The sequence below is a fragment of the Dietzia sp. UCD-THP genome, from assembly GCF_000349585.1.
In the GTDB taxonomy this organism is placed as follows: Bacteria; Actinomycetota; Actinomycetes; order Mycobacteriales; family Mycobacteriaceae; genus Dietzia; species Dietzia natronolimnaea_A.
The window spans coordinates 85,014-108,902 of record NZ_AOSR01000008.1 but is presented as its reverse complement, the minus strand read 5'-3'; the positions used below and the strand labels follow the sequence as shown (position 1 = coordinate 108,902).

21 protein-coding genes are annotated in these 23,889 nt (G+C 69.8%); 9 read left to right on the top strand and 12 right to left on the bottom strand.

Features of this window, described 5'->3' with window-relative positions:
- The first annotated feature begins 5 nt into the window (after positions 1-5).
- Together H483_RS21805 and H483_RS21800 are read left to right on the top strand one after the other, a co-directional pair.
- Positions 6-779, top strand: coding sequence for an SDR family oxidoreductase (locus H483_RS21805; RefSeq protein ID WP_017835362.1), 774 nt, complete (start codon positions 6-8; stop codon positions 777-779).
- A gap of 29 nt (positions 780-808) precedes the next feature.
- Positions 809-1,726, top strand: a complete 918-nt coding sequence (locus tag H483_RS21800; protein ID WP_017835361.1) for an SDR family oxidoreductase — start codon at positions 809-811, stop codon at positions 1,724-1,726.
- 105 nt (positions 1,727-1,831) lie between these two features.
- Here H483_RS21800 and H483_RS21795 read toward each other — a convergent pair whose 3' ends face one another.
- The 4 genes from H483_RS21795 to H483_RS21780 form a co-directional block, all read right to left on the bottom strand.
- Positions 1,832-3,754 carry a hypothetical protein gene (locus tag H483_RS21795; protein WP_017835360.1) on the bottom strand — a complete coding sequence of 641 codons (1,923 nt, stop codon included), beginning with the start codon at positions 3,752-3,754 and terminating at the stop codon, positions 1,832-1,834.
- Positions 3,755-4,021: 267 nt separating this feature from the next.
- Positions 4,022-4,441, bottom strand: coding sequence for a nitroreductase family deazaflavin-dependent oxidoreductase (locus H483_RS21790; protein ID WP_081615066.1), 420 nt, complete (start codon positions 4,439-4,441; stop codon positions 4,022-4,024).
- Between the two features lie 80 nt (positions 4,442-4,521).
- On the bottom strand, positions 4,522-5,109 hold the full coding sequence (locus tag H483_RS21785) for a GNAT family N-acetyltransferase (RefSeq protein WP_017835358.1): 588 nt from the start codon (positions 5,107-5,109) through the stop codon (positions 4,522-4,524).
- Position 5,110: 1 nt separating this feature from the next.
- Positions 5,111-6,277 (bottom strand): steroid 3-ketoacyl-CoA thiolase, encoded by a 1,167-nt coding sequence (locus H483_RS21780; protein WP_017835357.1) that lies wholly within the window; start codon positions 6,275-6,277, stop codon positions 5,111-5,113.
- A gap of 171 nt (positions 6,278-6,448) precedes the next feature.
- Between H483_RS21780 and H483_RS21775 the strand changes: the two genes are divergently transcribed.
- On the top strand, positions 6,449-7,693 hold the full coding sequence (locus tag H483_RS21775) for a cytochrome P450 (protein WP_017835356.1): 1,245 nt from the start codon (positions 6,449-6,451) through the stop codon (positions 7,691-7,693).
- 34 nt (positions 7,694-7,727) lie between these two features.
- Positions 7,728-8,738: an alpha/beta fold hydrolase gene (locus tag H483_RS21770; RefSeq protein ID WP_017835355.1), complete on the top strand. Its 1,011-nt coding sequence runs from the start codon at positions 7,728-7,730 to the stop codon at positions 8,736-8,738.
- Between the two features lie 224 nt (positions 8,739-8,962).
- On the opposite strand, the gene H483_RS21765 is transcribed toward H483_RS21770, so the two are convergent.
- The 6 genes from H483_RS21765 to H483_RS21740 form a co-directional block, all read right to left on the bottom strand.
- Entirely contained in the window at positions 8,963-9,802 is an 840-nt protein-coding gene (locus tag H483_RS21765) for a type IV toxin-antitoxin system AbiEi family antitoxin (protein WP_152427826.1), read from the bottom strand.
- 467 nt (positions 9,803-10,269) lie between these two features.
- Entirely contained in the window at positions 10,270-11,175 is a 906-nt protein-coding gene (locus H483_RS21760; RefSeq protein ID WP_031264419.1) for a TIGR03619 family F420-dependent LLM class oxidoreductase, read from the bottom strand.
- A 1-nt stretch (position 11,176) separates the two neighbouring features.
- On the bottom strand, positions 11,177-11,695 hold the full coding sequence (locus H483_RS21755; RefSeq protein ID WP_017835352.1) for a nuclear transport factor 2 family protein: 519 nt from the start codon (positions 11,693-11,695) through the stop codon (positions 11,177-11,179).
- Positions 11,692-12,876 carry a thiolase domain-containing protein gene (locus tag H483_RS21750; RefSeq protein WP_017835351.1) on the bottom strand — a complete coding sequence of 395 codons (1,185 nt, stop codon included), beginning with the start codon at positions 12,874-12,876 and terminating at the stop codon, positions 11,692-11,694. Before H483_RS21750 ends, H483_RS21755 begins: the two co-directional genes overlap by 4 nt.
- Positions 12,873-13,934 (bottom strand): thiolase domain-containing protein, encoded by a 1,062-nt coding sequence (locus H483_RS21745; RefSeq protein WP_017835350.1) that lies wholly within the window; start codon positions 13,932-13,934, stop codon positions 12,873-12,875. The genes H483_RS21750 and H483_RS21745 overlap by 4 nt, the downstream gene beginning before the upstream one ends.
- A 9-nt stretch (positions 13,935-13,943) precedes the next feature.
- The gene (locus tag H483_RS21740; RefSeq protein WP_238556200.1) at positions 13,944-14,966 is read right to left on the bottom strand and encodes a Zn-ribbon domain-containing OB-fold protein; all 1,023 of its coding nucleotides are present in this window, start codon (positions 14,964-14,966) and stop codon (positions 13,944-13,946) included.
- 87 nt (positions 14,967-15,053) lie between these two features.
- On the opposite strand from H483_RS21740, the gene H483_RS21735 reads away from it, so the two are divergent.
- Positions 15,054-16,088, top strand: a complete 1,035-nt coding sequence (locus H483_RS21735; RefSeq protein ID WP_017835348.1) for an LLM class F420-dependent oxidoreductase — start codon at positions 15,054-15,056, stop codon at positions 16,086-16,088.
- Positions 16,089-16,114: 26 nt separating this feature from the next.
- Here the strand turns inward: H483_RS21735 and H483_RS21730 are convergent, their stop codons facing one another.
- Positions 16,115-17,002, bottom strand: a complete 888-nt coding sequence (locus tag H483_RS21730) for a DUF1707 domain-containing protein (RefSeq protein ID WP_017835347.1) — start codon at positions 17,000-17,002, stop codon at positions 16,115-16,117.
- 67 nt (positions 17,003-17,069) lie between these two features.
- Here H483_RS21730 and H483_RS21725 point away from each other — a divergent pair, with 67 nt between their 5' ends.
- Both H483_RS21725 and H483_RS21720 read left to right on the top strand, forming a co-directional pair.
- Positions 17,070-18,674, top strand: coding sequence for an acyl-CoA synthetase (locus H483_RS21725; protein ID WP_017835346.1), 1,605 nt, complete (start codon positions 17,070-17,072; stop codon positions 18,672-18,674).
- 70 nt (positions 18,675-18,744) lie between these two features.
- Positions 18,745-20,205 carry an aldehyde dehydrogenase family protein gene (locus H483_RS21720; protein ID WP_017835345.1) on the top strand — a complete coding sequence of 487 codons (1,461 nt, stop codon included), beginning with the start codon at positions 18,745-18,747 and terminating at the stop codon, positions 20,203-20,205.
- A gap of 46 nt (positions 20,206-20,251) precedes the next feature.
- Here the strand turns inward: H483_RS21720 and H483_RS21715 are convergent, their stop codons facing one another.
- Positions 20,252-21,058: a crotonase/enoyl-CoA hydratase family protein gene (locus tag H483_RS21715; protein ID WP_017835344.1), complete on the bottom strand. Its 807-nt coding sequence runs from the start codon at positions 21,056-21,058 to the stop codon at positions 20,252-20,254.
- A gap of 76 nt (positions 21,059-21,134) precedes the next feature.
- Between H483_RS21715 and H483_RS21710 the strand changes: the two genes are divergently transcribed.
- Both H483_RS21710 and H483_RS21705 read left to right on the top strand, forming a co-directional pair.
- A complete protein-coding gene (locus tag H483_RS21710) occupies positions 21,135-22,772 on the top strand; it encodes an acyl-CoA synthetase (RefSeq protein ID WP_017835343.1) in 1,638 nt (545 codons plus the stop codon).
- 2 nt (positions 22,773-22,774) lie between these two features.
- Positions 22,775-23,881: a nitronate monooxygenase family protein gene (locus tag H483_RS21705; RefSeq protein ID WP_031264416.1), complete on the top strand. Its 1,107-nt coding sequence runs from the start codon at positions 22,775-22,777 to the stop codon at positions 23,879-23,881.
- Positions 23,882-23,889 lie beyond the last annotated feature (8 nt).

Genomic DNA, 23,889 nt, shown 5'->3' with positions numbered 1-23,889 from the left:
CACGCATGTCGCACATCGATCTGGGTCTGGCGGGCAGGGTCGTCCTCGTCACGGGCGGCGTCCGCGGTGTCGGCGCCGGGATCAGCAGGGTCTTCCGCGAAGCCGGGGCCGTCGTCGTCACCTGCGCGCGGCGCCCCGCCGACGAGGGGTCCGACGTCGCCGATCTCGAGTTCCACTCGGTCGACCTCCGTGACCCCGACGCGGTCCGCGCGATGGTCGACCGCATCGTGGATCGGCACGGCCGGCTCGACGTGGTGGTCAACAACGCCGGTGGGGCCCCCTTCGCCCTGGCCGCTGATGCGAGCCCTAACTTCCACTCCAAGATCGTCGCGCTGAACCTGTTGTCCGCGCTCACGGTGGCCCAGGAGGCGAACCGGGTGATGCAGCCGGCCGGAGGGGCGATCGTCAACATCTCCTCGGTGTCCGGGCACCGGCCTTCGCCGGGAACGGCGTCCTACGGCGCGGCCAAGGCGGGGATCGACTCCCTGACCCGATCCCTGGCCGTCGAGTGGGCGCCCGCGGTGCGGATCAACTCCGTCGTGGTGGGTCCGGTGAGGACCGAGCTCGCCGAGATGCACTACGGGGACGCCGACGGGGTGGCCGCGGTCGACGCCACCATCCCCATGGGACGGATGGCGGATCCACGCGACGTGGGCCAGGCGGCCGCGTTCCTGGCATCCCCATTGGCGGCGTACATCACCGGAGCCGAGCTCCTGGTTCACGGCGGTGGCGAGAAGCCGGCGTTCCTGTCGGCGTCCAACGCCAACACGACGTCCTGACATCACCGAACATCTATCCGAGGAGAACCATGGGAATCTGCGACGGACGCGTCGTCATCGTCACCGGCGCCGGCCGAGGAATCGGCCGGGAGCACGCCCTGGCCTTCGCGGCAGAGGGTGCCAAGGTCGTGGTCAACGACCTCGGCGCCGGGCTCGACGGATCGGACGTGGGGGAATCCCCGGCCGAGCAGGTGGTGGAGGAGATCCGGGCCGCCGGCGGTGAGGCCGTGGTCAACGGAAACGACATCTCCTCGTGGGAAGGGGCACGCGAACTCGTCCACCAGGCGATCAACCACTTCGGTGGCCTCGACGTGCTGGTCAACAACGCCGGCTTCCTCCGGGACAAGATGCTCGTCGGTATGGGTGAGCAGGACTGGGACACCGTGATCAACGTTCATCTCAAGGGTCACTTCGCGCCGCTGCGCCACGCCGCCGAGTACTGGCGCGCCGAATCGAAGGCCGGCCGCCCCCGCCGGGCCAGGGTCATCAACACCTCCTCGGGGGCCGGGCTCTTCGGATCGGTCGGACAGGGTAACTACGCCACCGCGAAGGCCGGAATCGCGCTGTTGACCATCCAGACCGCCGCGGAGATGAAGGGGTACGGCGTCACCGCCAACGCGATCGCTCCCGCTGCGCGTACTCGCATGACCACCTCCGCCGGGGAGGGCATGGCGTCACAGATGGCGGCACCCGAGGACGGTTCCTTCGACGCGATGGACCCCGCCAATGTCTCGCCGCTGGTCGTGTGGCTCGGGTCGGCGGAGTCGGACGAGGTCACCGGGCGTGTGTTCGAGGTCGAGGGCGGGAAGGTCACCGTGTGCGACGGGTGGCAGCGGGCAGCGTCCGAGGACAAGGGTGCGAAGTGGGACCCGGTAGAGCTCGGGTCGGTGGTGCCGCGACTGCTCACCGCGTCCCCGTCGCCGGTGCCCGTCTACGGCGCCCGCTGAATCGCTCGGCCCGGGGCCGTCCTCCGGGATCAAGAGATGGAGCCCCGCACCGTCACGGTGCGGGGCTCCATCTCTGTGCCCGGGTCGACGCCCGGGGTCAGGTGCTCAGTTCTCGGGATCCGGGCAGTTCTGAGCGTCGACCGATCCGGCGCCTGCGAGCTGGTCGACCTGCTCCTGCGGGAGGTCGCAGATCGTGGGCAGGGGCGGCAGGCCCGGCAGGGGCGGCAGGGCCGGCAGCGCCACGCCACCGTTGATCGCGGCACCGGCGAGCACGAGCGTGCCGCCCAGCGAGAGGACCGGAAGGAGGGCGACCCCCGAACCGCTCTCGCCACCCAGGCTGGCCGCGGCCTCCAGGGATCCGGCCTGGCCGACCATCGATCCGAGGTTGGTCGAGCCCATGCTCTCGACAGACCCGTTCTCCAGCGAACCGGTGAGCGCGGTGAGCGACCCGTTGACCGCGGTGAGATCGCCGAAGGACCCGGTCAGGACTTCGGCGCTGCCACCGGTCGAGCCGGTGATGAGATCCGAGCTCTGGCCCGTGGAGCCGCTGTTGCCCGAGAGGGATCCGGAGACCTCCTCGATGGAGCCGGACAGCGCGGGCAGGATGCCGCCCTCGGCGATCGACCCGATGATCGGGTCGGCGGAGTTGCTCTCCACCGAGCCGGCGAGCTGATTGGCGGAACCGTTGGTCAGCGAACCGGCGATCCCCTCGCCGACGAGTTCAGCGGAGCCGCCGATGCCGGCCGTCGAACCGTCCGGGAAGTTGGCGGACAACGGGGGGAGCTCCGCGGACCCACCGAGGAAGTTGAGCTCGGTGGACAGCGGGGTCATCCCCAGCGACCCCATGCCCTCGGACCCGGTGAGGGGCGCGAGATCGGACGAGGTGAACTCGGCGGAACCGCCGAGAAGATCGAGCTCCGTGGAGAGCGGGGTCATCCCGAGGGAGCCGACCTCCGTCGAACCGAACTCGGCGGAGCCCCCCAGTAGCTCGGTGGACAGCGGCGTCATGCCGGTCGATCCCACGTCCCCGGAGCCCACCAGCAGTTCGGTGGAGAGCGGGGCCATGCCCACCGAGCCGACGAGCGGCGCCAGGTCGGAGGAGGTGAAGGTTGCCGAGCCTCCGAGCAGGTCGGTGGAGAGCGGTGCCATGCCGAGCGAGCCGACGTCGGTCGAGCCGAACTCCGCCGAGCCGAACTCGGCCGAGCCTCCCAGCAGGTCGGTGGACAGCGGCGCCATCCCGGCGGAACCGACCTCGGTGGAGCCGAACTCGGCCGAGCCGCCGAGCAGGTCGGTGGACAGCGGCGCCATCCCGGCGGAACCGACCTCGGTGGAGCCGAACTCGGCCGACCCGCCGAGCAGGTCCAGCTGGGTGGACAGCGGAGCCAGGTCGGAGGAGGTGAAGTCGGCCGAGCCGCCGAGCAGGTCGGTGGACAGCGGTGCCATGCCGAGCGAGCCGATGTCGGTCGAGCCGAACTCGGCCGAGCCGCCGAGCAGGTCCGAGCTGCCCGGGAGCGCCGCAGACCCGCCGAGCAGGTCCGTGGACAACGGCGGCAGTTCGGAGGAGGCGGGCAGTTCGGCGGATCCGCCGAGGAGCTCGGTCGACAGGGGCATCATGCCGAGCGAGCCGATGTCGGTCGAGCCGAACTCGGCCGAGCCGCCGAGCAGGTCCGAGCTGCCCGGGAGGGCGGCCGACCCCCCGAGAAGGTCCGAGCTGCCGGGGAGCTCGGACGACCCGCCGAGCAGGTCCGAGCTGCCCGGCAGGGCCGAGGATCCGCCGAGCGGGTCCGAGCTGCCCGGCAGGGCCGTGGACCCGGCGAGGGGCTCGGAGCTCAGAGCCGGCAGATCGGCTGAACCGCTGAGCGGATCCAGACCCGCCGAACCCCCGTCGAGGTCACCGATGGAGCCGGTGATCGGGCCGAGCGCATCGATGATGCTGCCCAGGTCCTGCGCGTTGGCCGTGCCGTGGACGCCGGACGCGGCGAGGAGTACTGATGCCGCGACCGCGGCGGCCCTGGTGGGCTTGTTCATGGGGGAGGTCCTTTCGGTGGTATGACCCCTCGGACGACTGGATCCTGTGGACCAAGGTCCGGACATCTAACGCGCATAAGAATCCTCTAAGGCTGAGTGGGTGTCAACGCTTTGCTCAGGAAATGGTGCTGAAGTGACGAATGAGGTGATAATGGACTGATAAACAGTCGTCAGATCGGCCACCTGAGGTAAGAAAACACCCAGAGCCACGACAATGGCCGAGGCCTCTCGCGTGGAGAGACCCCGGCCGGGGCGGTAGTCGCGAAGTCAGCCGGTCGGTTCGCAGATCACCACCGGGATCACCCGGCTCGTGTTGGCCTGGTACGAGGCGAAGTCGGCGTAGCGCTCGACGAGGCGGGGCCAGAGCGCCGCGCGCTCCTCTGCGGACGCCTCCCTCGCCGTCATCGCCCTGGTCCTCCGGCCCACCTGGATGGTGACCTCCGGGTTCGCCAGGATGTTCAGGTACCACTGGGGGTGCCTGGGCAGGCCCCCCTGGGAGGCGACGAGCAGCACCCGGTCGCCATCCGGGAGGTGGAGCAGCGGCACCGTTCGCGGTTCGCCGGACTTGCGCCCCGTCGTCGTCACCAGGCAGACCGGAACCGGCGCCGTGAGCGCCGATCCCACCCTCCAGTTGCCGCCGATGCGGCCACCGGAGACGCGATACGTCCAGGTGTTGACGCGGGACATCACCTTGATGACGCCGAGGACCCACGGCTTGGAGCGCCGGGGATCGTCCACGCCGGTCTCCACCCCGGGGTGCTCCTCGCTCACCTCGAGCCCGGGAGCGGCGCGCGGACGATCACGTGCTTGCCCGGGAAGAACGCCGCCAGCTCGCGCCGGCACTCCTTCAGGGCCGCCAGGCCGAAGCCCTTCTTGCGCTCCTCGGGGTGGATCCAGATGGCCACGTCGACATCACCGTCGTCGATCTGCTCGCCGAAGACCAGGCCCACCGGCTGGTCGCGCGAGGTGTCCACGGCCACGAACCACATCGCGGACTCGGCCTCGACCCGTGCCAGGCCGGCCTTCCGCTCCTCTTCCGTCTTCTGCTGGTCCCACTCGCCGGCCGTCGCCGACGTCTCATCGGAGGACCGCGAGTGGTACAGATCGGCGTGATCTGCAGTGTCGCGGAACGGGAACAGGCTGAAACCGTGCGGCCCCGACCCGACCGGGTGGTCGGTCGTGTGTCCCACGAATGCCTCGAGCGGGGTCTTGAGTACCTCGCGCGCCTGGTCCACGGGCACGGCCAGCAGGTGTGCGATCGCCTCCACCGCGTCCTCCGTGCCATTGGCGGAGGAGATGGCCGAGAAGACCTCGTTCCTGCGGGCTGCGGCTGTCTCGATGGTGGTGCTGCTCATGTCAGATCCTCTCGATGATGCTCGCCGAGGCCTGGGCGCCGCCCGCGCACATAGTTATGAGGGCGCGTTCGCCGTCCGTGCGCTCGAGCTCGTGCAGGGCGGTCGTGACGAGCCTAGCCCCGGTGCTGCCGACGGGATGACCGATCGCGATAGCCCCCCCGTTGACGTTGACCTTGTCCATGTCCGGACCGTGCACGGCGGCCCAGCTGAGCAGTACCGAAGCGAAGGCCTCGTTGCACTCGAAGAGGTCGAAGTCGGAGATGGACATCCCCGAGCGGTCGAGCACGCGCTGGGTGGCCTGGACAGGGCCGTCGAGGTGGTACTCCGGCTCCCCGCCGACCAGGGCCTGGTGTGCGATCCGCGCGCGAGGGGTGAGGCCGTGGGCCTTCGCGACGTCCTCGTCCATGAGCAGGACCGCCGCCGAGCCGTCGGACATCTGGCTGGACGTCCCCGCGGTGTGCAGGCCGCCGTCGAGCACCGGCTTCAGGCCGGCGAGCGCCTCCGCGGTGGTCTCACGCAGGCCCTGGTCCCGGGTGACGATCACCTTCTCGCCGGTGTAGGTGCCGTCCTTGAGGCGTTCGGGGGCCTCGACGGCAAAGGTCTCGCGATCGAACCGGCCCTCCTGCCACGCACGCGCGGCGTTGGCCTGGGACCGCACGCCCAGCTCCTCCAGGTCCTCCCGGCTCAGCCCGCGGCGCCGGGCGATGCGGTCGGCGGCGGTGAACTGGTCCGGCAGGTCGATCGACCAGTCGTCCGGTCGGGGCATCCCGTTGGAGCCGTCCCCGACGGCTGCGCGGAGCGCGATCCAGCTCATCGATTCGACGCCACAGGCGATGCCCGCGTCCATGGCGCCGGCGTGGATGAGGTTGGCGATGAAATGGGTGGCCTGCTGCGCCGACGAACACTGGCAGTCGATGGTCGTGCACGCCGTCTGCCACGGCAGCCCGGAGGCGAGCCACGCGCCGCGGGTGACGTTGTTCCCCTGGGCGCCGGCCTGGGTGACGCACCCCCCGACGACCTGCTCGACCAGCGATGCGTCGATCCCGGCGCGGCGGATGACCTCTTTCTGGGAGGCGCCCAGCAGATGTGCGGGGTGCAGGCCCGACAGTGCGCCGCGCGCCTTGCCGATCGGGGTGCGAACGGCCTCGACGATGACGGGATTGCCCATGGTGGTCCTTCCGGAAGAACGAGCGCAGCGGATCGGGCGCCCGGGGGGAACGTGTTCTAGTATGGTGAGTGGAACGTGTTCTAGATTACCGCTCGGATCCCGGGTTCGCAGTATCCCGGGGTCGTCGGTCGCCGAGCACGAGACGCATCCGACGCGGTCAAGGAGTACCAAGTGCAGGCAGTCACCATTCCCGAGGGTTTCGACTTCACGGACCCGGAGCTCTACGAGAAGCGCCTACCGCATCCCGAGTGGGCCCACCTCCGTCGGACCGAGCCGATCCGGTGGTGCGCCAACGAACCCGGAGCCGACGGGTTCGATGACGACGGCTACTGGGTGGTCACCAAGCACGAGGACGTCAAGGAGATCTCCCGCCGCACCAACGAGGTGTTCTCCACGTTCGAGAACACGGCGATCCCGCGCTTCGCACCCGGAACCGAGCGCGAGATCGTCGAACTGACCCGCCTGCTGTTCATCAATCAGGACGGCGAGGAGCACAAGAAGTACCGGCGCACCATCTCCAAGGGATTCACCCCGCGCAACATCGAGAAGCTCCGCGACCACCTCGCCGAGAAGGCGCGGGTCATCGTCGAGACCGCGGCGGCCAAGGGTAGCGGCGACTTCATCACCGAGGTCGCCTCCGAACTGCCGTTGCAGGCGATCGCCGAGCTCATCGGCATCCCGCTCGAGGACCGTCACCAGATCTTCGAGTGGTCCAACCAGATGACGAGCTACGACGTGCCCGGCAAGGTCGAGGAGTCGCAGATGGCCAATGCCATGGTCCTGTCGTACGCGCAGGAGCTCGCGGCCAAGCGCGAGGTCGATCCCCGCGACGACCTGGTGACCAAGCTCATCCAGGCCGACATCGACGGTGAGCGGCTCACCGCCGACGAGTTCGGCTGGTTCGTGGTGCTGCTCGCCGTCGCCGGCAACGAGACCACCCGCAACGCCACCACTCACGGGATGGTCGCCTTCCTCGACAACCCGGAGCAGTGGGAGTTGTTCAAGGCCGAGCGCCCCGCGACCGCCTATGACGAGATCCTCCGCTGGGCCTCTCCGATCACCTCGTTCCAGCGCACCGCCACCGAGGACGTCGAGATCGGGGGGGTGACCATGAAGAAGGGCGACCGCGCCGCCATCATGTACGGCTCGGCGAACTTCGACGAGGACGTCTTCACCGACCCCTTCACGTTCAACATCCTCCGCGACCCCAACCCGCACCTGAGCTTCGGTGGCAACGGCCCGCACTACTGCATCGGGGCGAACCTGGCCCGGCTGCAGATCGAACTGATCTTCAACGCCATCGCCGATCACCTCCCCAACCTGGAGTCGCTCGGTGAGCCCTCCCGCATCCGCTCGGGGTGGCTCAACGGCATCACCGAGTGGACGGTCGACTACAAATGCCCGGTCCTGCGCTGACCCGGGGCTCGTCGTCGTCCTGAAGTCCGGCTCCGTGTCCGACCACCGCTACGTCGACCGCAACGGCGTTCGGCTGCACTACGTCGTCGCCGAGCCGGCCCCCGAGCCCGCCCCCACGGCCGGCTCCCCGGGCACAGTGGTCCTCCTCCACGGGTTCCCGCACTTCTGGTTCACCTGGCACCGCATGATCCCCGCCCTCGCCGCCGCGGGGTGGCGGGTCATCGCACCGGACCTGCGTGGCATGGGACGGTCGGCCGCGCCCGCCGACGTGGAGGCCTACTCGCCGCGCGAGGTGGTCGACGACGTCCTCGCGGTGTGTGACGCCGAGGGGGCTGGGCGGGTCGTGCTGGTGGGTTTCGATTTCGGGGCGGGCGTCGCGTACGACACCTGCCATCTGGAACCCGGCCGGGTCCGCGCGGTGATCGGGATGGAGAACCCGTTCATGGGTACCGCCGGGACGGTCCCGCCGCTGGAGGGCTCGGCGATGATGGCCGAGAAGCACTTCCTGCACCTCCACTACTTCTCGCAGCCGGGAGTGGCCGAGGCCGATCTCGCCGGTCGCGAGCGGGAGTTCCTCACCAGGGTCTTCTACGCGCTGTCGGCGGACTACCACTACCTCGACGTGTGGCAGCACCCCCCGGGGTCTACCTATCTCGAGGCGCTGCCCGAGGCGCCGCCGCTACCGTGGCGCTGGCTCTCGGTCGAGGAGATGGACGTCTACGAGGCCGAGTACGCCCGCACGGGGTTCGCCGGCCCGTTGCAGTGGTATCGGGCGATGGACGTGTCCTGGTCAGCGCGTAAGGAGTTCGAGCGACAGACAAACCCGGTGCCGTTCTACTTCCTCTACTCTGAGCACGACCCGGACCTCGAGGGCTTCCACGGACGGGATCCGCTCTCGAAACTCGGGCGACACCACGACGACGTCCGCATGGTCCGCGCGATCTCCTCGCCGGCGGGGCACCTCATGCACCTGGAGGCGACGGAGGACACCCACCGGGAGATCCTCACCTGCCTGGCGGACATCGCGGCCTCCGTTCCTGCCTGAGGCACTCGGCAGGCGCATGTCACCCCGCCCCCGCCCGAGCTCGCATCCGACTACCTCTCCAGCAATCACCCCGACTGCTCCGAGCCTGGTTGGCGGACAAGAGCTTCGGGCTGGCGGACAGGCGCTTCGGGCTGGCGGACCCTTTGCTCGTTTCAGGCCCGGTTTTCGCATATCGGGTCCGCCAGCTGCGAGGGGTGTCCGCCAGCTGCCACGCGAGGGCTCGTTCAGGATGAAGTCAGGTGCCGGAGGTCTCGTCGGGCGCGGGTCAGGGCACTCGCGATGTGGCCCATGACCTCTTCCGGGCGCATTCCCGTTGTCACACGGACGACCTGCCAGCCAAGGTCCGCCAACCGAGCGGTGATCCGGAGGTCCCGGCGCCACTGTTCCGGATCTCCGTGGTGCTTGCCGTCGTAGAAGATCGCGACTTTCTCGCGGGCGTACGCGAGGTCGGCAATCGTAAGGAGATGTCCCGACGGTTCGCATATCTCGAACTGCGAGACAGGCTGAGGCAGTGAAGAGCGCTCGATTCTGAGCCGGAGGAGGCTCTCCTGCGGAGAGTGCGCGTCCGCGTCGCAGGCGTCGAGCAGTCGAACCACCCTCGAGACCCCGTGTTGGCCGGGCATCCGCGTTGCAGCGTCGGCAACCGCGCGAACGCTGGTGTTGGTGGCGGAGCACACGGAGTCCACGATGCAGATCTTCCGATCAGCGCCAGTGGACCACCTTGCCACGTCGACCGCGGTTCGGGCTGGTGCGGTAATTCGTATTCCGCCGATCTCGCACGCGTCCGCGGCCGGGATGGGTTGCCGCAGCCTGCGCTCCCGAACCCCGGTCGGCACGCGGGGCTCTGCTGAGGTGAAGACATCGACGACGCCGTTGCCCCGCTCTGTCGAGTACCAGTGTTCCCCGTGGAGATACGCGGCGGACCACCCTCCGATCACCGCGTCTGCAGGCGCCCAGATGTCGACTGCACGTATGAAGTCCCACCTGCTCAGCCGCGCCCCCTTCGCGGCATACACACCGGGAACGATCATTCTGAACGCCGATCGGAGCGAGTATCTCGTCACGAGTCCGGTCTCGAGGGCCGGGCTCGCTGCGAATGGCTGCCCGTCTGCAACCGCATCCGCCAACGAGGCGGGGAGCGGGGTGGGAGGCCGGGTGTCTCGGAATCGCCGGTCGCGTCTCATGTCGGCAATCCTGACCGGTCATCACGTGTCGACCGGCGGGTGACGACGTCAATGTGGACGGGGTTGACGACGATTCACAGGAACCACGACGAGTTCAGTCCGCCTGGCTCACGTGGCGGTCCTGCAGACCGGGCGGACCCGCTCCCCCGAGTTGGCGGACATGCTTCCTCAGCTGGCGGGCAGGAGGTGCCAAAAACCGGCCCGGAATCGCACGAGAAGTCCGCCAACCCCGGGGGCATGTCCGCCAACCCCGGGGGCATGTCCGCCAACCGCGGGGGCAAGTCCGCCAACCGTGGGGGCATGTCCGCCAGGCAGCCTGGCCGCGGGCTGACGAGACCGTCAGTAGCTCAGGAGCCGAGGCCGTACTTCTCGCCGAAGGCCGCGATGGAGTCGAGTTTCTGCTGGGTGGAGCAGTCGAATCCGTGGCCGTCGATCATCCACGGCATCACGATGATGTCGGTGACCCCGGCCTCGGCCAACTCCGTGAAGCCCCGGGTGCCGAAGCGGTCGAGGCAGACCACCTGGATCGCGAAGGGTTTCCCGTCGCCGCGGTCGGCCAGTGAGCGGCCGTCGGCCTCGAGCAGTTCGCCCAGCCGCCGGACAGTGGTGACGATCTCGTCGTAGCCCATCATGGCGCTGGTCCAACCCTGGCCCACCCGCGCGGCCCGCTTGAGCGCGATCTCGGTGTGACCGCCCACGTAGAACGGCACCTGCTCGCTGGGGGCGGGGGTGAAGATCAGCTCGTCGAAGTCGAAGTGCTGGCCGTGGAAGTCCATCCACTCACCCCGCAGGGCTTCGCGCACGATCGCCAGCGACTCGTCCGTGCGCTTGCCGCGGCCCTTGAACGGCGCGCCGCACCACTCGAACTCGTTGGGGTCCCAGCCGATCCCCACGCCCAGATCCAGCCGGTTCCCCGTCAGCAGCGCCACCGACGCCACCTGCCTGGTGAGCAGCAGCGGATTGCGCGGGCCGACCTTGAGCACCTGCGGGCAGAAACGGATGCGGGAGGTGGCCCCGCCCATGGCTGCGGACGCGACGAGGGGCTCGACCCACTGGGTGTCGGCGTCCCACATCCGCGAACCGTCCGGGGTGTACGGGTAGTCCTCGTCCTGCCGTCGCGGGTGGAACAGCGAGTCGGGCAGGACGATCCGGTCGAAACCGGCGGCCTCGGCCCCGCGGGCGATGTCCATGATCTGGTCGACCGGGGAGAAGGAGATGGGGACGGAGAACTCGGCGTCCACTACACGTGGCATGTCAGACGTCCTTTTTGACGGCACCGGCGATGGCGGCGCGGTCGTCGTCGGTCAGCGGTCGTAGTCCTGAGGCCATGGCCACGTCCTGTTCCCAGAAGGCGCGGAGGTTCACGAGCTGCCCCTGGGAGTCGACCCGGTAGTCCACGGCGATGTCGATCTCCATGATGTCGGAGCCCATGTGGGTCCGCATGGTGCCGACGCAGAGGAGTTCGTCGCCCGCGGCGATCCCTCGGTCGAACCGGAACTCGATGTGGTCCGGGGTGGCCACGGCCTTCTCCCAGAACTCCAGGAGCCGCTCAGTTCCGGTGTGACCGATGCCCTCGGCGTCGAACATCGACGGCCCCACGGGATCCTCGATGGTGCCCTCGGGGTTCCATCCGGCGATCCAGGCGTCGCGGTCGCCGGCGTTGGTCGCGGCCCACGAACGGCGCGCGGCGGCGTAGGCGGGACTCGCCGACGCCGCCTCGCTCATCTCGAGCGGCCGGTACATGCCGTCCTCGTCCAGGTAGGGGTTGCTCATCGCCTGCGTTCCGATCCGACGACCCACATGGAGAAGAACTGGGACCCGCCACCGTAGGCGTGGCCGAGGGCCTTGCGAGCCCCCGGGATCTGGTGCTCCTCGGCGCGCCCCATGACCTGCCGGGCGGCCTCGGCGAAGCGCAGCATTCCGGACGCGCCGATCGGATTGGAGCACATCACCCCGCCGGAGGGGTTGACGGGCAGCGACCCATCGCGGGCGGTGGCGCCGGACTCGGTCATGCGCCAGCCCTCGCCCGGAGCCGCGAACCCGAGGCTCTCCAACCACATGGGCTCGAACCACGAGAACGGGACGTAGATCTCGGCGGCGTCGATCTCCTCGGCCGGGTCGGTGATCCCGGCCTCGGCCCACAGGGCCGCCGCGGCGTCCCGACTGGCCTGCGGGTTAGCGTAGTCGCGGCCGGCGAAGGTTCCGGGCTCGGTGCGCAGCGCGGTGGCGTGCACCCACGCGACACGGCGGCCGGTGGACTCGACCTCCTCGGCGGCCGCGGCGTCCCCGAGGACGATCGCGCACGCGCCGTCGGAGGACGGGCACGTCTCGTCGAAGCGGATGGGGTCCCACAGCATCTGCCCCTGCAGCACCTTGTCCACGGTGAGGTCGGGCTGCTTGAGGTGGGCGTGGGGGTTGATGGACCCGTTGAGTCGGTCCTTGACCGCCACCATGGCGCCGACGTGCTCCGGGGCGCCGGTGGTACGGATGTAGGACCGCACGTGGGGGGCGAAATACCCGCCGGCTCCCGCGCCGACGGGGGCGGTGAACGGCACGGGCAGGCTCAGGGCCCACATGGCGTTGGATTCGGACTGCTTCTCCCACGCCACGGCCAGGACACGGCGGTAACGGCCGGACTGGATGTGCGAGGCGGCCACCACGGCCGTGGAACCGCCGACGGAGCCGGCGGTGTGGACGCGAAGGAGCGGTTTGCCCACCGCGCCGAGCGCGTCGGCCATCATGAGCTCGGGCATCATCACGCCCTCGAACAGGTCGGGGGCCTTGCCCACGACCACCGCGTCGATCTCGTCCCACCCCACCCCGGCGTCGGCCATGGCGGCGTCGATCGCCTCGCGGCAGAGCCCGGACATGGAGACGTCCGTGCGACGGGCGACGTGGTGGGTCTGGCCGGTGCCGAGAACGGCCGCGGGCAGTCCGGAGCTGTGGGCGCTCATGCGGGGCGTCCTTCCAGGAGGCAGATGAGGTTCTGCTGAAGCAGATGTCCGCTGGTGGCGTGGGCGAGGGCGCGTTCGGTGCGGCCCTCCATGACGTCGTTGGCGGCGTACCCGATGCGCTCGAGCCCGGCGGAGAACAGCGGGTCCGCCAACAACGACCCGCCGGACGGGGTCACGGCCACGTGGTCGCCGATGCCCAGCGCGGAACGCAGGAGCAGCTCCTGGTGCGTGTACTGGGTGTGCAGTTCGGCGACGGTCACGCCCCCGAGATCGGGCCGGTCCCCCGACGACCGGGTGGCGCGTACGGCGGCGGCGCGGGCCGAGGGGGAGTCGGTGAGGTCGCGGGCGCCGAACTCTGCGGAGTCGGCGATGTGCTCGATGCCGGTGACGTACGCCGGGGTGTCGACCAGCTCGCGGGCCCGGTCGCCGGAGGCGAGGATGATCGCGCCGGCTCCGTCGGTGACCGGCGGGCAGTCATGACGGCGCAGCGGGTCGGCCACGTACGGCTCGGCGAGCAGTTCACGTTCGTCCCTGCCGGTGGCGCGGGCGGCGACCGAGGCCATCGCGCCCTCCGACCACGTGCCTGCGTCGATCCCCGCGCGGGCCTGGAGCGCGGCGATGTGGTGCCGACCCGGCCAGAGCGGCGCGACCGTGTACGGGTCGAGCTGCAGTGCCATGGCCGAGTCGAGGTCCGTGCTCGCCGAGGCCTTGCCGAACCCGTAGACCAGTGCGGTGTCGGCCTGTCCGGTGGCGATCTTGAGGTAGGCCTCGAAGAACGCCCAGGCGGCGTCCATCTCCACGTGCGATTCGCTGATGGGGGGCACCGCGCCGATGGTGTCAACGGCGGAGATGAAGGAGAAGGCCCGCCCGGCCAGATAGTCGCAGGAGCCGGAGCACCAGAAGTCGATGTCGGTCCGGTCCAGACCAGTCTGGCGGTAGCACTCGGCGAAGACGGGCGCGAGCATCTCGACGCCGTTGGTGGTACCGAATGTGGACTCTGTGTGTCGGGCGTGGGCGAAACCGACGACGGCCACGTCCCGGGGTGCGGTGGGGGTCACGGGTGTCCTCTACAGGTGATGGGCGTAGGAGTCGGGGTCGGCGTCGGGGTCGCCGGTGGGTTCGAAGTGCGTGATGGCCTTCATCGAGGCGGGGCGGTCCGCCTCGGGCGTCCAGATCGCACGGACGCGCATCCCCATGCGCACCTCCGACGCCTCGCAGCCCAGTACAAGGTGCTGGATCGGGACGTCCGACCCGTCCAGGAGGATGTACGCGGTGACGTACGGAGGCTTGATCTCCTGGCCCGCGAACGGCACGTTGACGATGCCGAACGTGGTGACGGTCCCGACGTCGGAGACCTCCACGTACTCACCCATCGCCACTCCGTCCGAGGGGCAGTAGTCCCGCGGCGGGACGTAGACCTCGGGCCCGTTGGAGCGTCTGCGCCCGAGCATCCGGCCCTGCACGATCGCCCGGAGGAACTCGCTCTCGGCGGGCGAGGCGGTGTGGGTCACCGAGAGTCCGATCGGCGTGACGAGCATGGAGACCGCCTCGTCCCCGGAGGACTGCGCCAGCTCGTCGTCGCCCGAACCTGTGTCGCCCGCCGCGTCCGCGGGGACCACGCACGCGATGTCGTGGATGGTCCCGGTCCGCTCGGCCGACCAGAGCAACCGCACGCGCATCCCGGAGCTCACGGACCCGGGACCGTCCGCGGCGAGGGGGAGCAGGATGGCGGTGTCGGCGCCGTCGAACCGGACCAGTGCCCACGCGAAGGGCGAGTCGAGCGGGGCGACGTCGGCGGGCTCGGGGACCCAGGTCCAGACGACGACGACGCCCTCGATCCCGGTTCCCGAGCCCACCTCGACGAACTCCGTCAGGGCCTCGTGGGTGTGGGGGTCGAACTCCACGGGCGGCAGGTGGACGGCGCCGCGGGAGTCGCGTGTCCCCACGAGGCGGCCCTCACGCAGGCCGGTGAAGAACGCGCCGAGGACCGGCCCGGTCGATCGGGTGTAGTCGAAGGACGGGGCGAGAGGTGCCGAGAGCACGGGCTCGTCGGGCGGGATGATGTCCACAACGATCTCTCTGGATGTCACCCCACAAGTAGAACACGTTCCAGTGCGGTGCGTGTGGCTTTTCGCGGGCTCGCCCACGCCGCGGCGGCGTGGGTCACACTGGGGCCCATGAAATTCGCCTTGCAGCTCGGATACTGGGGCGCCCAGCCGCCCACCAACCACGCCGACCTCGTGGTGGCGGCGGACAGGGCGGGGTTCGACACCGTCTTCACCGCCGAGGCCTGGGGCTCGGACGCGTTCACCCCGCTCGCCTGGTACGGCTCGCTCACCGAGCGCATCCGCCTGTCCACGGCGGTCGTGCAGCTGTCCGCCCGGACGCCCACGGCCACCGCGATGAGCACCATGACCCTGGACCACCTCTCCGGCGGCCGCTTCTGTCTGGGCCTGGGCGTCTCCGGTCCGCAGGTGGTCGAGGGCTGGTACGGCCAGCCTTTCGCCAAGCCGCTGGCCCGGACGCGGGAATACATCGACATCATCCGTGCGGTGCTCCGCCGCGAGGCGCCCGTCACCTCCGACGGCCCCGCCTACGCGCTGCCGTACCAGGGCCCCGGTGCCTCCGGCCTGGGCAAGCCACTCAAGCCGATCCTCCACCCCCTGCGCGAGGACGTGCCCATCTGGCTGGGGGCCGAGGGGCCGAAGAACGTCGCGCTCGCGGCCGAGATCGCCGACGGGTGGCTGGGGTTCCTGGCCTCACCGCGGACCGCCCACGAGTTCAACGCATGGCTCGACGAGGGCTTCGCCCGCCCCGGGGCCCGGCGGACCCGGGAGGACTTCGAGGTGGCGTTCCTGTGCCAGCTCCACATCACCGACGACAGGCGCTCGGTGCTCGATGCCTACAAGCCGTTCACCGCTCTCTACGCCGGCGGCATGGGAGCGGAGGAGAAGAACTTCCACGCCGAGGCGTTCCGCCGGATGGGTTTCGCGGACGACGTCGACCGCATCACCGAGCTGTTCCGCTCCGGGCGCAAGGAGGAGGCCGCGGCGGCGGTGCCCGACGAGATGGTCGAGGCCACCGCGATCATCGGTGACGAGGACTCGGTGCGCTCCCAGATCGCCGACTGGGAGGCCGCGGGCGTGACCATGCTCGTGGTCACGGCCCGTTCGGTAGAGGAGATCGAGTCACTGAGCCGACTGATCGACTGAGTCGGCTGATCGACCGAGCCGGTCTGTCAGCCGGGCGGCGTGATGCGCACCGGCTCGCCCGCGTGGTCCACCACGATGAAGCCGCTCTGATGGACGTCGTTGCGCACGTGGACGGTGTAGCTCGGCCGGCCGGCGTCGTCCGCGGCGACGCTGAGGAAGGCGTCGGTCTCCCCGGGGATCCCGAGGGTCTCGGGGGCTCCGGCGACGACCGGCGCGATCACGGCGGCATCGAGGTCGGCCAGCCGGAACGACTGCTCGCGGGTGCTGGGGCTGTCGGCCCACCCCGACCAGCCGCCACGGTAGATCTGGCGCAGCGTCCGACTGGGGTGCTCCGGGTCGGTCCAGGCCAGCACCGCGTGCTCGGGGTGCACCACGAGGCTCGTCGCCAGCTCCGACCCCGATGCCCGACCGGCGCTCGAGAAGATCCGCTCGAGACCCTCGGGGGACAGTGGGGCGGGAGCGTCCAGAACGCGCGCCTCGCCCTGTCCGTCACGGCCCGGGCGGTCGACGGACGTCACCTCACGTCCGGCCGGGTCCGGGTCGTCGGAGGCGGAGAACGCCACGAACGCCCCGGTCAACAGTGCGGCCACCACGAGCGCCCCCGCGAGGGCGCCCCACGGTCGGCGCCGACGCGATTCAGGCGCGGACCACCGCGAGGTCACGCCCCCCGTGGGCGACAACGCGGAGGTCGGACCGGCGTCGCCGTGGAGTCGGACCCTCACACCCTGGAGGTCGGCGAACAGTGGGCGCAGCTCGTCGACGTCGCGCGCGGACGTGGCCGCCCGCACCCGCTCGTAGTGCTCGAACTGGTCGAGCTGGCCGCTGGCCAACGCGGAGTCGAGCGCGGTGATGACCGCGGTGCGGTCGTCATCGGTGGCCCGGATCGCCCGGGCCCCGGAGGGGTCAGCGGACATGGGATGAGAATAGTCCTCCGAGTCAATACCTGGACCTACAACAGGAACACGTTCTAGTCTGGTGGGTATGAGCGCACCCACACCCTCCGTCCCCGCCGACGCCGGAGTCCCGGACCCCCGGACCGGCGAGCACGTCACCAGCGTCTACCGGATCGCCGAGGCCGAGCCGGACCGCGTCGCGGTGATCGAGGCCTCCGGCCGCCAGGTGACCTTCGGCGAACTCGTGGAGGCCGCACACGGCAATGCCCGTGGGCTGCGCGCGCTCGGGCTGGGAGCCGGGGACGGGATCGTACTGATGGCACCGAACAGCATCGGCTTCCTCGAGGTCTACTTCGCCGCCCTGGAGATCGGGCTCTATGTCGCTCCCGCCAACTGGCATCTGACGGGTCCCGAGGTGGCCTACATTCTCGAGAACTCGGGGTCGACGGTGTTCGTGGCCGACGAGAGGTTCGCCGACGTGGCCACCGTCGCCGCGGAGGAGGCCGGACTCGACCCCGCCCGCTGCTACGCGATCGGCGACGTGCCGGGGTTCCGGCCGCTGTCCGAACTCGCCGTCCCGGCAGACGGTGAGGATTCCTTGCCGTCGGACCGCACGCTCGGCGCCCCCATGCTCTACACCTCGGGCACCACCGGTCGCCCCAAGGGCGTCCGCAGGCCGCTGACCGGGGCCTCCCCGGATCAGGTGACGGTCCCCAACTACTTCTTCTTCGCCGGCTTCGGCATCCAGGGCCCGGACAACGTCCACATCTGCGGCTCGCCGCTCTACCACACGGCCGTGCTCAACTTCGTCGCGATCTCGCTCAACCTGGGTCAGACGGTGGTCCTCATGGACAAGTGGGGCCCGGAGGAGATGCTGCGTCTGATCGACGCGCACGGGGTCACCCAGTCCCACATGGTCCCGACGCAGTTCTCGCGACTGCTCGAACTGCCGGAGGACGTGCGCGCGAAGTACGACGTGTCGAGTCTCCGGACGATCGTCCACGGCGCCGCCCCGTGCCCGCAGCACGTCAAACAGGCGATGCTGGACTGGTGGGGGCCCGTCCTGACCGAGTACTACGCGGGCACCGAGGGCGGCGGCTGCACCATCACGGGCGAGGAGTGGCTGCGCAAGCCCGGGAGCGTGGGCCGGCCGTGGAAGACCACCACTCTGAAAATCCTCGACGACGACGGCAACGAGCTCCCCGTCGGCGAGACGGGCAACGTCTACCTCCAGATGCACGGATCCAGATTCGAGTATCACCAGGACAAGGAGAAGACGGCGAAGACCTATGTCGGCGAGCTGTTCACCATGGGCGACATCGGCTACGTGGATTCGGACGGCTACCTGTTCCTGTGCGACCGCAAGAACGACATGATCATCTCCGGAGGGGTGAACATCTACCCTGCCGAGATCGAGTCGGAGATGACCCGCCACGACGCCGTCCGTGACGTGGCGGTGTTCGGCATCCCGCACGCCGACTGGGGCGAGGAGGTCAAGGCCGTGGTGGAGCTGGCCGAGGGATACGTCGAATCCGACGAGCTCAAGGCCCAGATCCTCGAGGACCTCTCCGGGCGACTGGCCAAGTTCAAGATGCCGCGGTCGATCGACGTGGTGGAGGAACTGCCCCGACAGGCCAACGGCAAGCTGGTCAAGCGCACGCTCAAGGACCCGTACTGGGCGGACGCCCGCTGAGGCGTACCGGGCGGACGCCCGCTGAGGCGGAACCCCAACCGACCGGAGGGGCGGTCACTACCCTGGACACATGACCAGAACCCCGACCGCCCGTGATCTCACGCTCGCCCAGATCCTCGAGCGGCAGCAGCAGGCGTTCCTCGCCGACCCACAGCCCGCCGCCGGGATCCGGCGGGACCGGATCCAACGGCTCAAACGCCTCGTGCTGGACAACGCGGCCGAGTTCAACGAGGCGATCCGGGAAGACTACGGTTGCCGGCCTGAGGCGTTCTCCACGATCACCGACATCGCCTCGTCGATCCCGGACCTGGACCATCAGCGCGGCCACCTCACCCGGTGGATGAAGCCCACGCGGGTCTCCCGGGCCCTCGACGCGGCGGGGTTCACCCAGCAGGTCCGCCATGATCCCAAGGGCGTCGTCGGGATCATCGGCCCCTGGAACTTCCCCCTGTACCTGACCATCGTCCCGGCCGGGTCGGCGCTCGCGGCGGGCAACCGGGTGATGATCCGGCCGTCGTCGGTCACCGCCCACACGACAGAGGTGCTCTGCGACCGCGCGCCCGAATACTTCGCCGTCGACGAACTGGCCGTCGCGGGACCCGAGCACGGGCGCGGTTCGGACTTCTCCGGCCTGCCCTTCGACCACCTGTTCTTCACCGGGTCCCCGGGCGTCGGCAGGTCCGTCGCGAGGGACGCAGCCGACAACCTGACCCCGGTCACCCTCGAACTCGGCGGCAAGAACCCCGTGGTGGTGGACGCCAGCGTCGACCTCGATCGTGCCGCGCGCGGCATCGCGGCCTCCCGCATCATCAACGGTGGCCAGGTGTGCATGTGCTCGGACTACGTCTTCGTCCCCGAGGGCGACGTCGGCAGGTTCTGCGACACCGTCCTGGACCAGTGGCGCCGCACACTGCCCGCCATCGTGGGCAACCCCGAGTACACCGCGATCGTCAACACGTCCAACTATGAGCGCGTCGTCGGCCTGATCGAGGACGCAGTGGCCAAGGGCGCGGTGCGGCGTGACGCCACCCCGGCGGGGGAGAGATTACCGGACGCGTCCGTCCGGAAGATCGCCCCCACGCTGCTCACCGGCGTGACGCCGGAGATGGAGATCGACTCGGACGAGGTGTTCGGGCCCGTGCTCACGGTCTTCGGTTACCGGGGGCTCGACGAGGCCGTGCGCTACATCACCGAGCGACCCAGCCCGCTGGTCCTGTACTGGTACGGCGAGAAGAACAGTCGCTTCGACCTCGTGGCCGACCGCACGCGCTCGGGGAACATCTACGGCAACGACTTCGGCATCGGGATGGCCTCCCCGGCCGTCCCCTTCGGAGGGGTCGGCAACTCGGGCATGGGCGGCTACCACGGGCACTACGGCTTCCGCACGTTCAGCCACGAGCGGGCCGTGGCCATGCATTCCTGGAACGTCAACGTCTCCGAGTTCATGACGCCCCCGTTCACCGCGGCCAAGAAGCGGCTGGCCTCGGGGTGCCTCGGGGCGCTGCGGGCCCGGACCCGGCTGGGCTTGTAACCGGGCGCGGGCCCTGCTGGGAATGCAGCCGGGCCCGCGCCGCCGGTCACTCTCCGCGGAACTCGGGCCTGCGCTTCTCCGCGAACGCGCGGGGGCCCTCCTTGGCGTCGGCGGAGGCGAAGACCCGGCCGCCGACCTCGGCGTCGACGCGGAAGGCCTCCTCCTCGTGCATGCCCTCGGTGCGGCGGATGGTCTCGATCATCCCCTGCACCGCGAGGGGCCCGTTCGCGGCGATGAGCTCGGCGATCTCCAGGGCCTTGTCCAGGGCGGTGCCGTCCTCGACCACGTGGCCGATCAGCCCGAACCGCTCCGCCTCCTCGGCGCTGAGATGGCGGCCCGTCATGAGGACCTCCATGGCCACGGTGTAGGGGATCTGACGCACGAGCCGCACCGCGGAGCCGCCGAGGGGGTACAGGCCCCAGCGGGCCTCGGAGACGCCGAACTTCGCCGACCGGCCGGCGACCCGGATGTCGGTGCCCTGCAGGATCTCGGTCCCGCCGGCGATCGCGGGCCCCTCGACGGCGGCGATGAGCGGCTTGCTCAGCCGGCGCCCCTTGAGCAGCGCGGGCAGACGGGTCAGGTCCCAGCCCCCGCCCGCGAACTTGTCGCCCGGGGCGTCCTTGTTCATGGCCTTGAGATCCGCGCCCGCGCAGAAGTACCCGCCCGCACCGGTCAGGATGCACGCACGGATGTCCGGGTCGGAGTCCACCAGGTCCCACGCCGTCTCCATGCCGCGCATCATCGGGCCGGACAGGGCGTTGCGGGCCTCGGGTCGGTTCATGGTCACCACCAGGACGTGCCCACGTCGTTCGGTGAGCAGGTGCTGGTCCTCGGGCGTCTCGACGCGGGTCATCGGGCCTCCAAAAATTAGTTACACGGGTTCACGGCTTTCGCCCATGGCTGACGGTAACACGTTCTACTTTGGGTGTATGGCGTACACCATCGGAGATCTCGTCGAGCACAGTGTCGATCGCGTTCCGGACCGGGTCGTCCTGGTCCAGGAGGGGCGGTCCTTCACCTTCAGGGAACTGGAGGAACGGGCCAACAGGCTCGCCCACCACCTGACATCGGTCGGCGTCGGGCCCGACGACAAGGTGGCGGTGTACAGCCGCAACACCATCGAGGCGGTCGAGGCGATGGTCGCGATCTTCAAGATCCGCGCGGTCATGGTCAACGTCAACTACCGGTACGTCCCGGCGGAGCTCGAGTACCTGCTCGAGAACTCCGACTCCGTCGTGGTGATCCACGAGCGCCGCTACTCTGACGTACTCGCCCAGGCGCTGCCCAACACCCCGGGGGTCCGGCACTGCCTTGTCATCGAGGACGGCACCGACACCCCTGACCCGCAGACGCCCGACGGGGTCTCCGTCGCCCACTACGACGATGCGCTGGCGGCGCAGTCGCCCGAGCGCGACTTCGGTGAGCGCTCGAACGACGACATCTACATGCTCTACACCGGCGGCACCACGGGCTCCCCGAAGGGCGTGATGTGGCGGCAGGAGGACGTGTTCATGGTCCTCGGCGGCGGCATCGACTTCCTCACCGGTGAGAAGGTCGCCGACGAGTGGGAGCTGGCCAACAAGGCGGTCGACGGTGGCGTGCTGGTCCGCGCGGCGCTGCCCCCACTCATCCACGGTGGTGCCCAGTGGGCGATCCTCATGGCACTGTTCGCGGGCCACACCACCGTGCTGATCCCCGAATTCGACGCCGAGACCGTCTGGCGGACCGTGACCGAGCACAAGATCAATCTCCTGTTCATCACGGGAGACGCCATGGCGCGTCCCCTGATCGAGGAATGGGACGAGGAGAAGTACGACTCGTCGTCGTTGTTCTACATCGGGTCCTCCGCGGCCCTGTTCTCGCCCTCGGTCAAGGACCAGTTCATCGAGGCGTTCCCGAACGTCATGCTCTCGGACTCGATCGGGTCCTCCGAGACCGGCTTCTCCGGGATCGCGCTCGCGGAGAAGGGCAAGACCCACACCGGTGGACCCCGCGTGAAAATCGACGGGGAGACCACGGTCCTCGACTCCGAGGGCAACGAGGTCCAGCCCGGTTCCGAGGTCATCGGCAAGGTCGCGCGCACCGGGCACATCCCGGTGGGGTACTACAAGGACGAGGTCAAGACCGCGGCCACGTTCAAGACGTACGGCGGGAAGCGCTACTCGATCCCCGGTGACGACGCCCGGGTCGAGGAGGACGGCACCGTCACGATGCTCGGTCGCGGATCGGTCTCCATCAACACCGGAGGCGAGAAGGTCCACCCGGAGGAGGTCGAAGCCGCCCTCAAGACGCACCCCGACGTGTACGACGCGCTCGTGATCGGCGTCCCCGACGAGCGGATGGGCCACAAGGTCGCCGCCGTGCTCCACACGCGCGACGGCAAGTGTCCGCCGATCGACGAGCTGAACGACCACGCGCGGCGGGAGATCGCCCGCTACAAGTGCCCGCGGGCGCTATGGGTCGAGCAATCGGTCAAGCGCAATCCCGCGGGCAAACCCGACTACCGATGGGCCGCGGAGATCGCCGCGTCCCGCCCCGCAGACGACAGCCAGGAGATCAGCAAGTGAGCATCCGTACCCCCCTCGCGGAGGAATTCGGGATCGAGTACCCGGTCTTCGCCTTCACCCCGTCCAAGGCTGTCGCCGCAGCGGTGACGCGCGCCGGGGGCATGGGCGTCCTCGGGTGCGTCCGCTACAACGACGCGGCCGAGCTCGACGAGGTCCTGACCTGGATGGACGAGAACACGGACGGGAAGCCGTACGGCGTGGACATCGTCATGCCCAACAAGGTGCCCACCGAGGGCAGCACCACCGACATCGCCGCGATGATCCCCGAGGAGCACAAGGCGTTCGTCTCCCGTGTCCTGGACGACCTCGGGGTGCCACCCCTCGGTGACGACGCCGAGCACAACGCCGGTGTCCTGGGGTGGCTGCACTCGGTCGCCGAGGCGCACGTCGAGATGTCACTCAAGCACCGCCCGGTGCTCATCGCCAACGCGCTCGGCTCCCCGCCCAAGCACATCGTGGACCTCGCGCACGCCAACGGGATCAAGGTCGCCGCGCTCGCCGGTGCGAAGAAGCACGCGCTCGCGCACGTGGACAACGGCGTCGACATCGTGATCGCCCAGGGCGGGGAGGCCGGCGGCCACACCGGCGAGGTCGCGACCCTCGTTCTGGTGCCGGAGATCGTCGCCGCGCTCGACGGGCGCGCGCCCGTGCTGGCCGCCGGCGGGATCGGGAGCGGCTCGCAGGTCGCGGCCGCGATCGGCATGGGCGCCGAGGGGGCGTGGATGGGCTCCCGGTGGCTCACCGCCGCGGAGTACGGCGATGACGGCGGCTCCAAGGCGATGCAGGAGGCGCTCGTCGCGGCCACCAGTGCCGACACCGTCCGCACCCGCATCTACTCGGGCAAGCCCGCGCGCCTGCTCAAGAGCAAGTGGACCGAGGCGTGGGCCGCCGAGGACGCCCCGAGCCCGCTGCCGATGCCCCTGCAGAACGTCCTCGTCGCCGAGGCGCACCAGCGCATCTCCGAGGCGCAGGATCCGTCGGTCGTGGCCATGCCGGCGGGCCAGATCATCGGTTCCCTGGAGGGTGTCGTCCCGGTCGCCGAGACGATGGCCCAGATCGCGAGAGAGTACGAGGCGGCGGTGGAGCGCCTGCGCGGCACCCTGGGCTGACCCCTCTC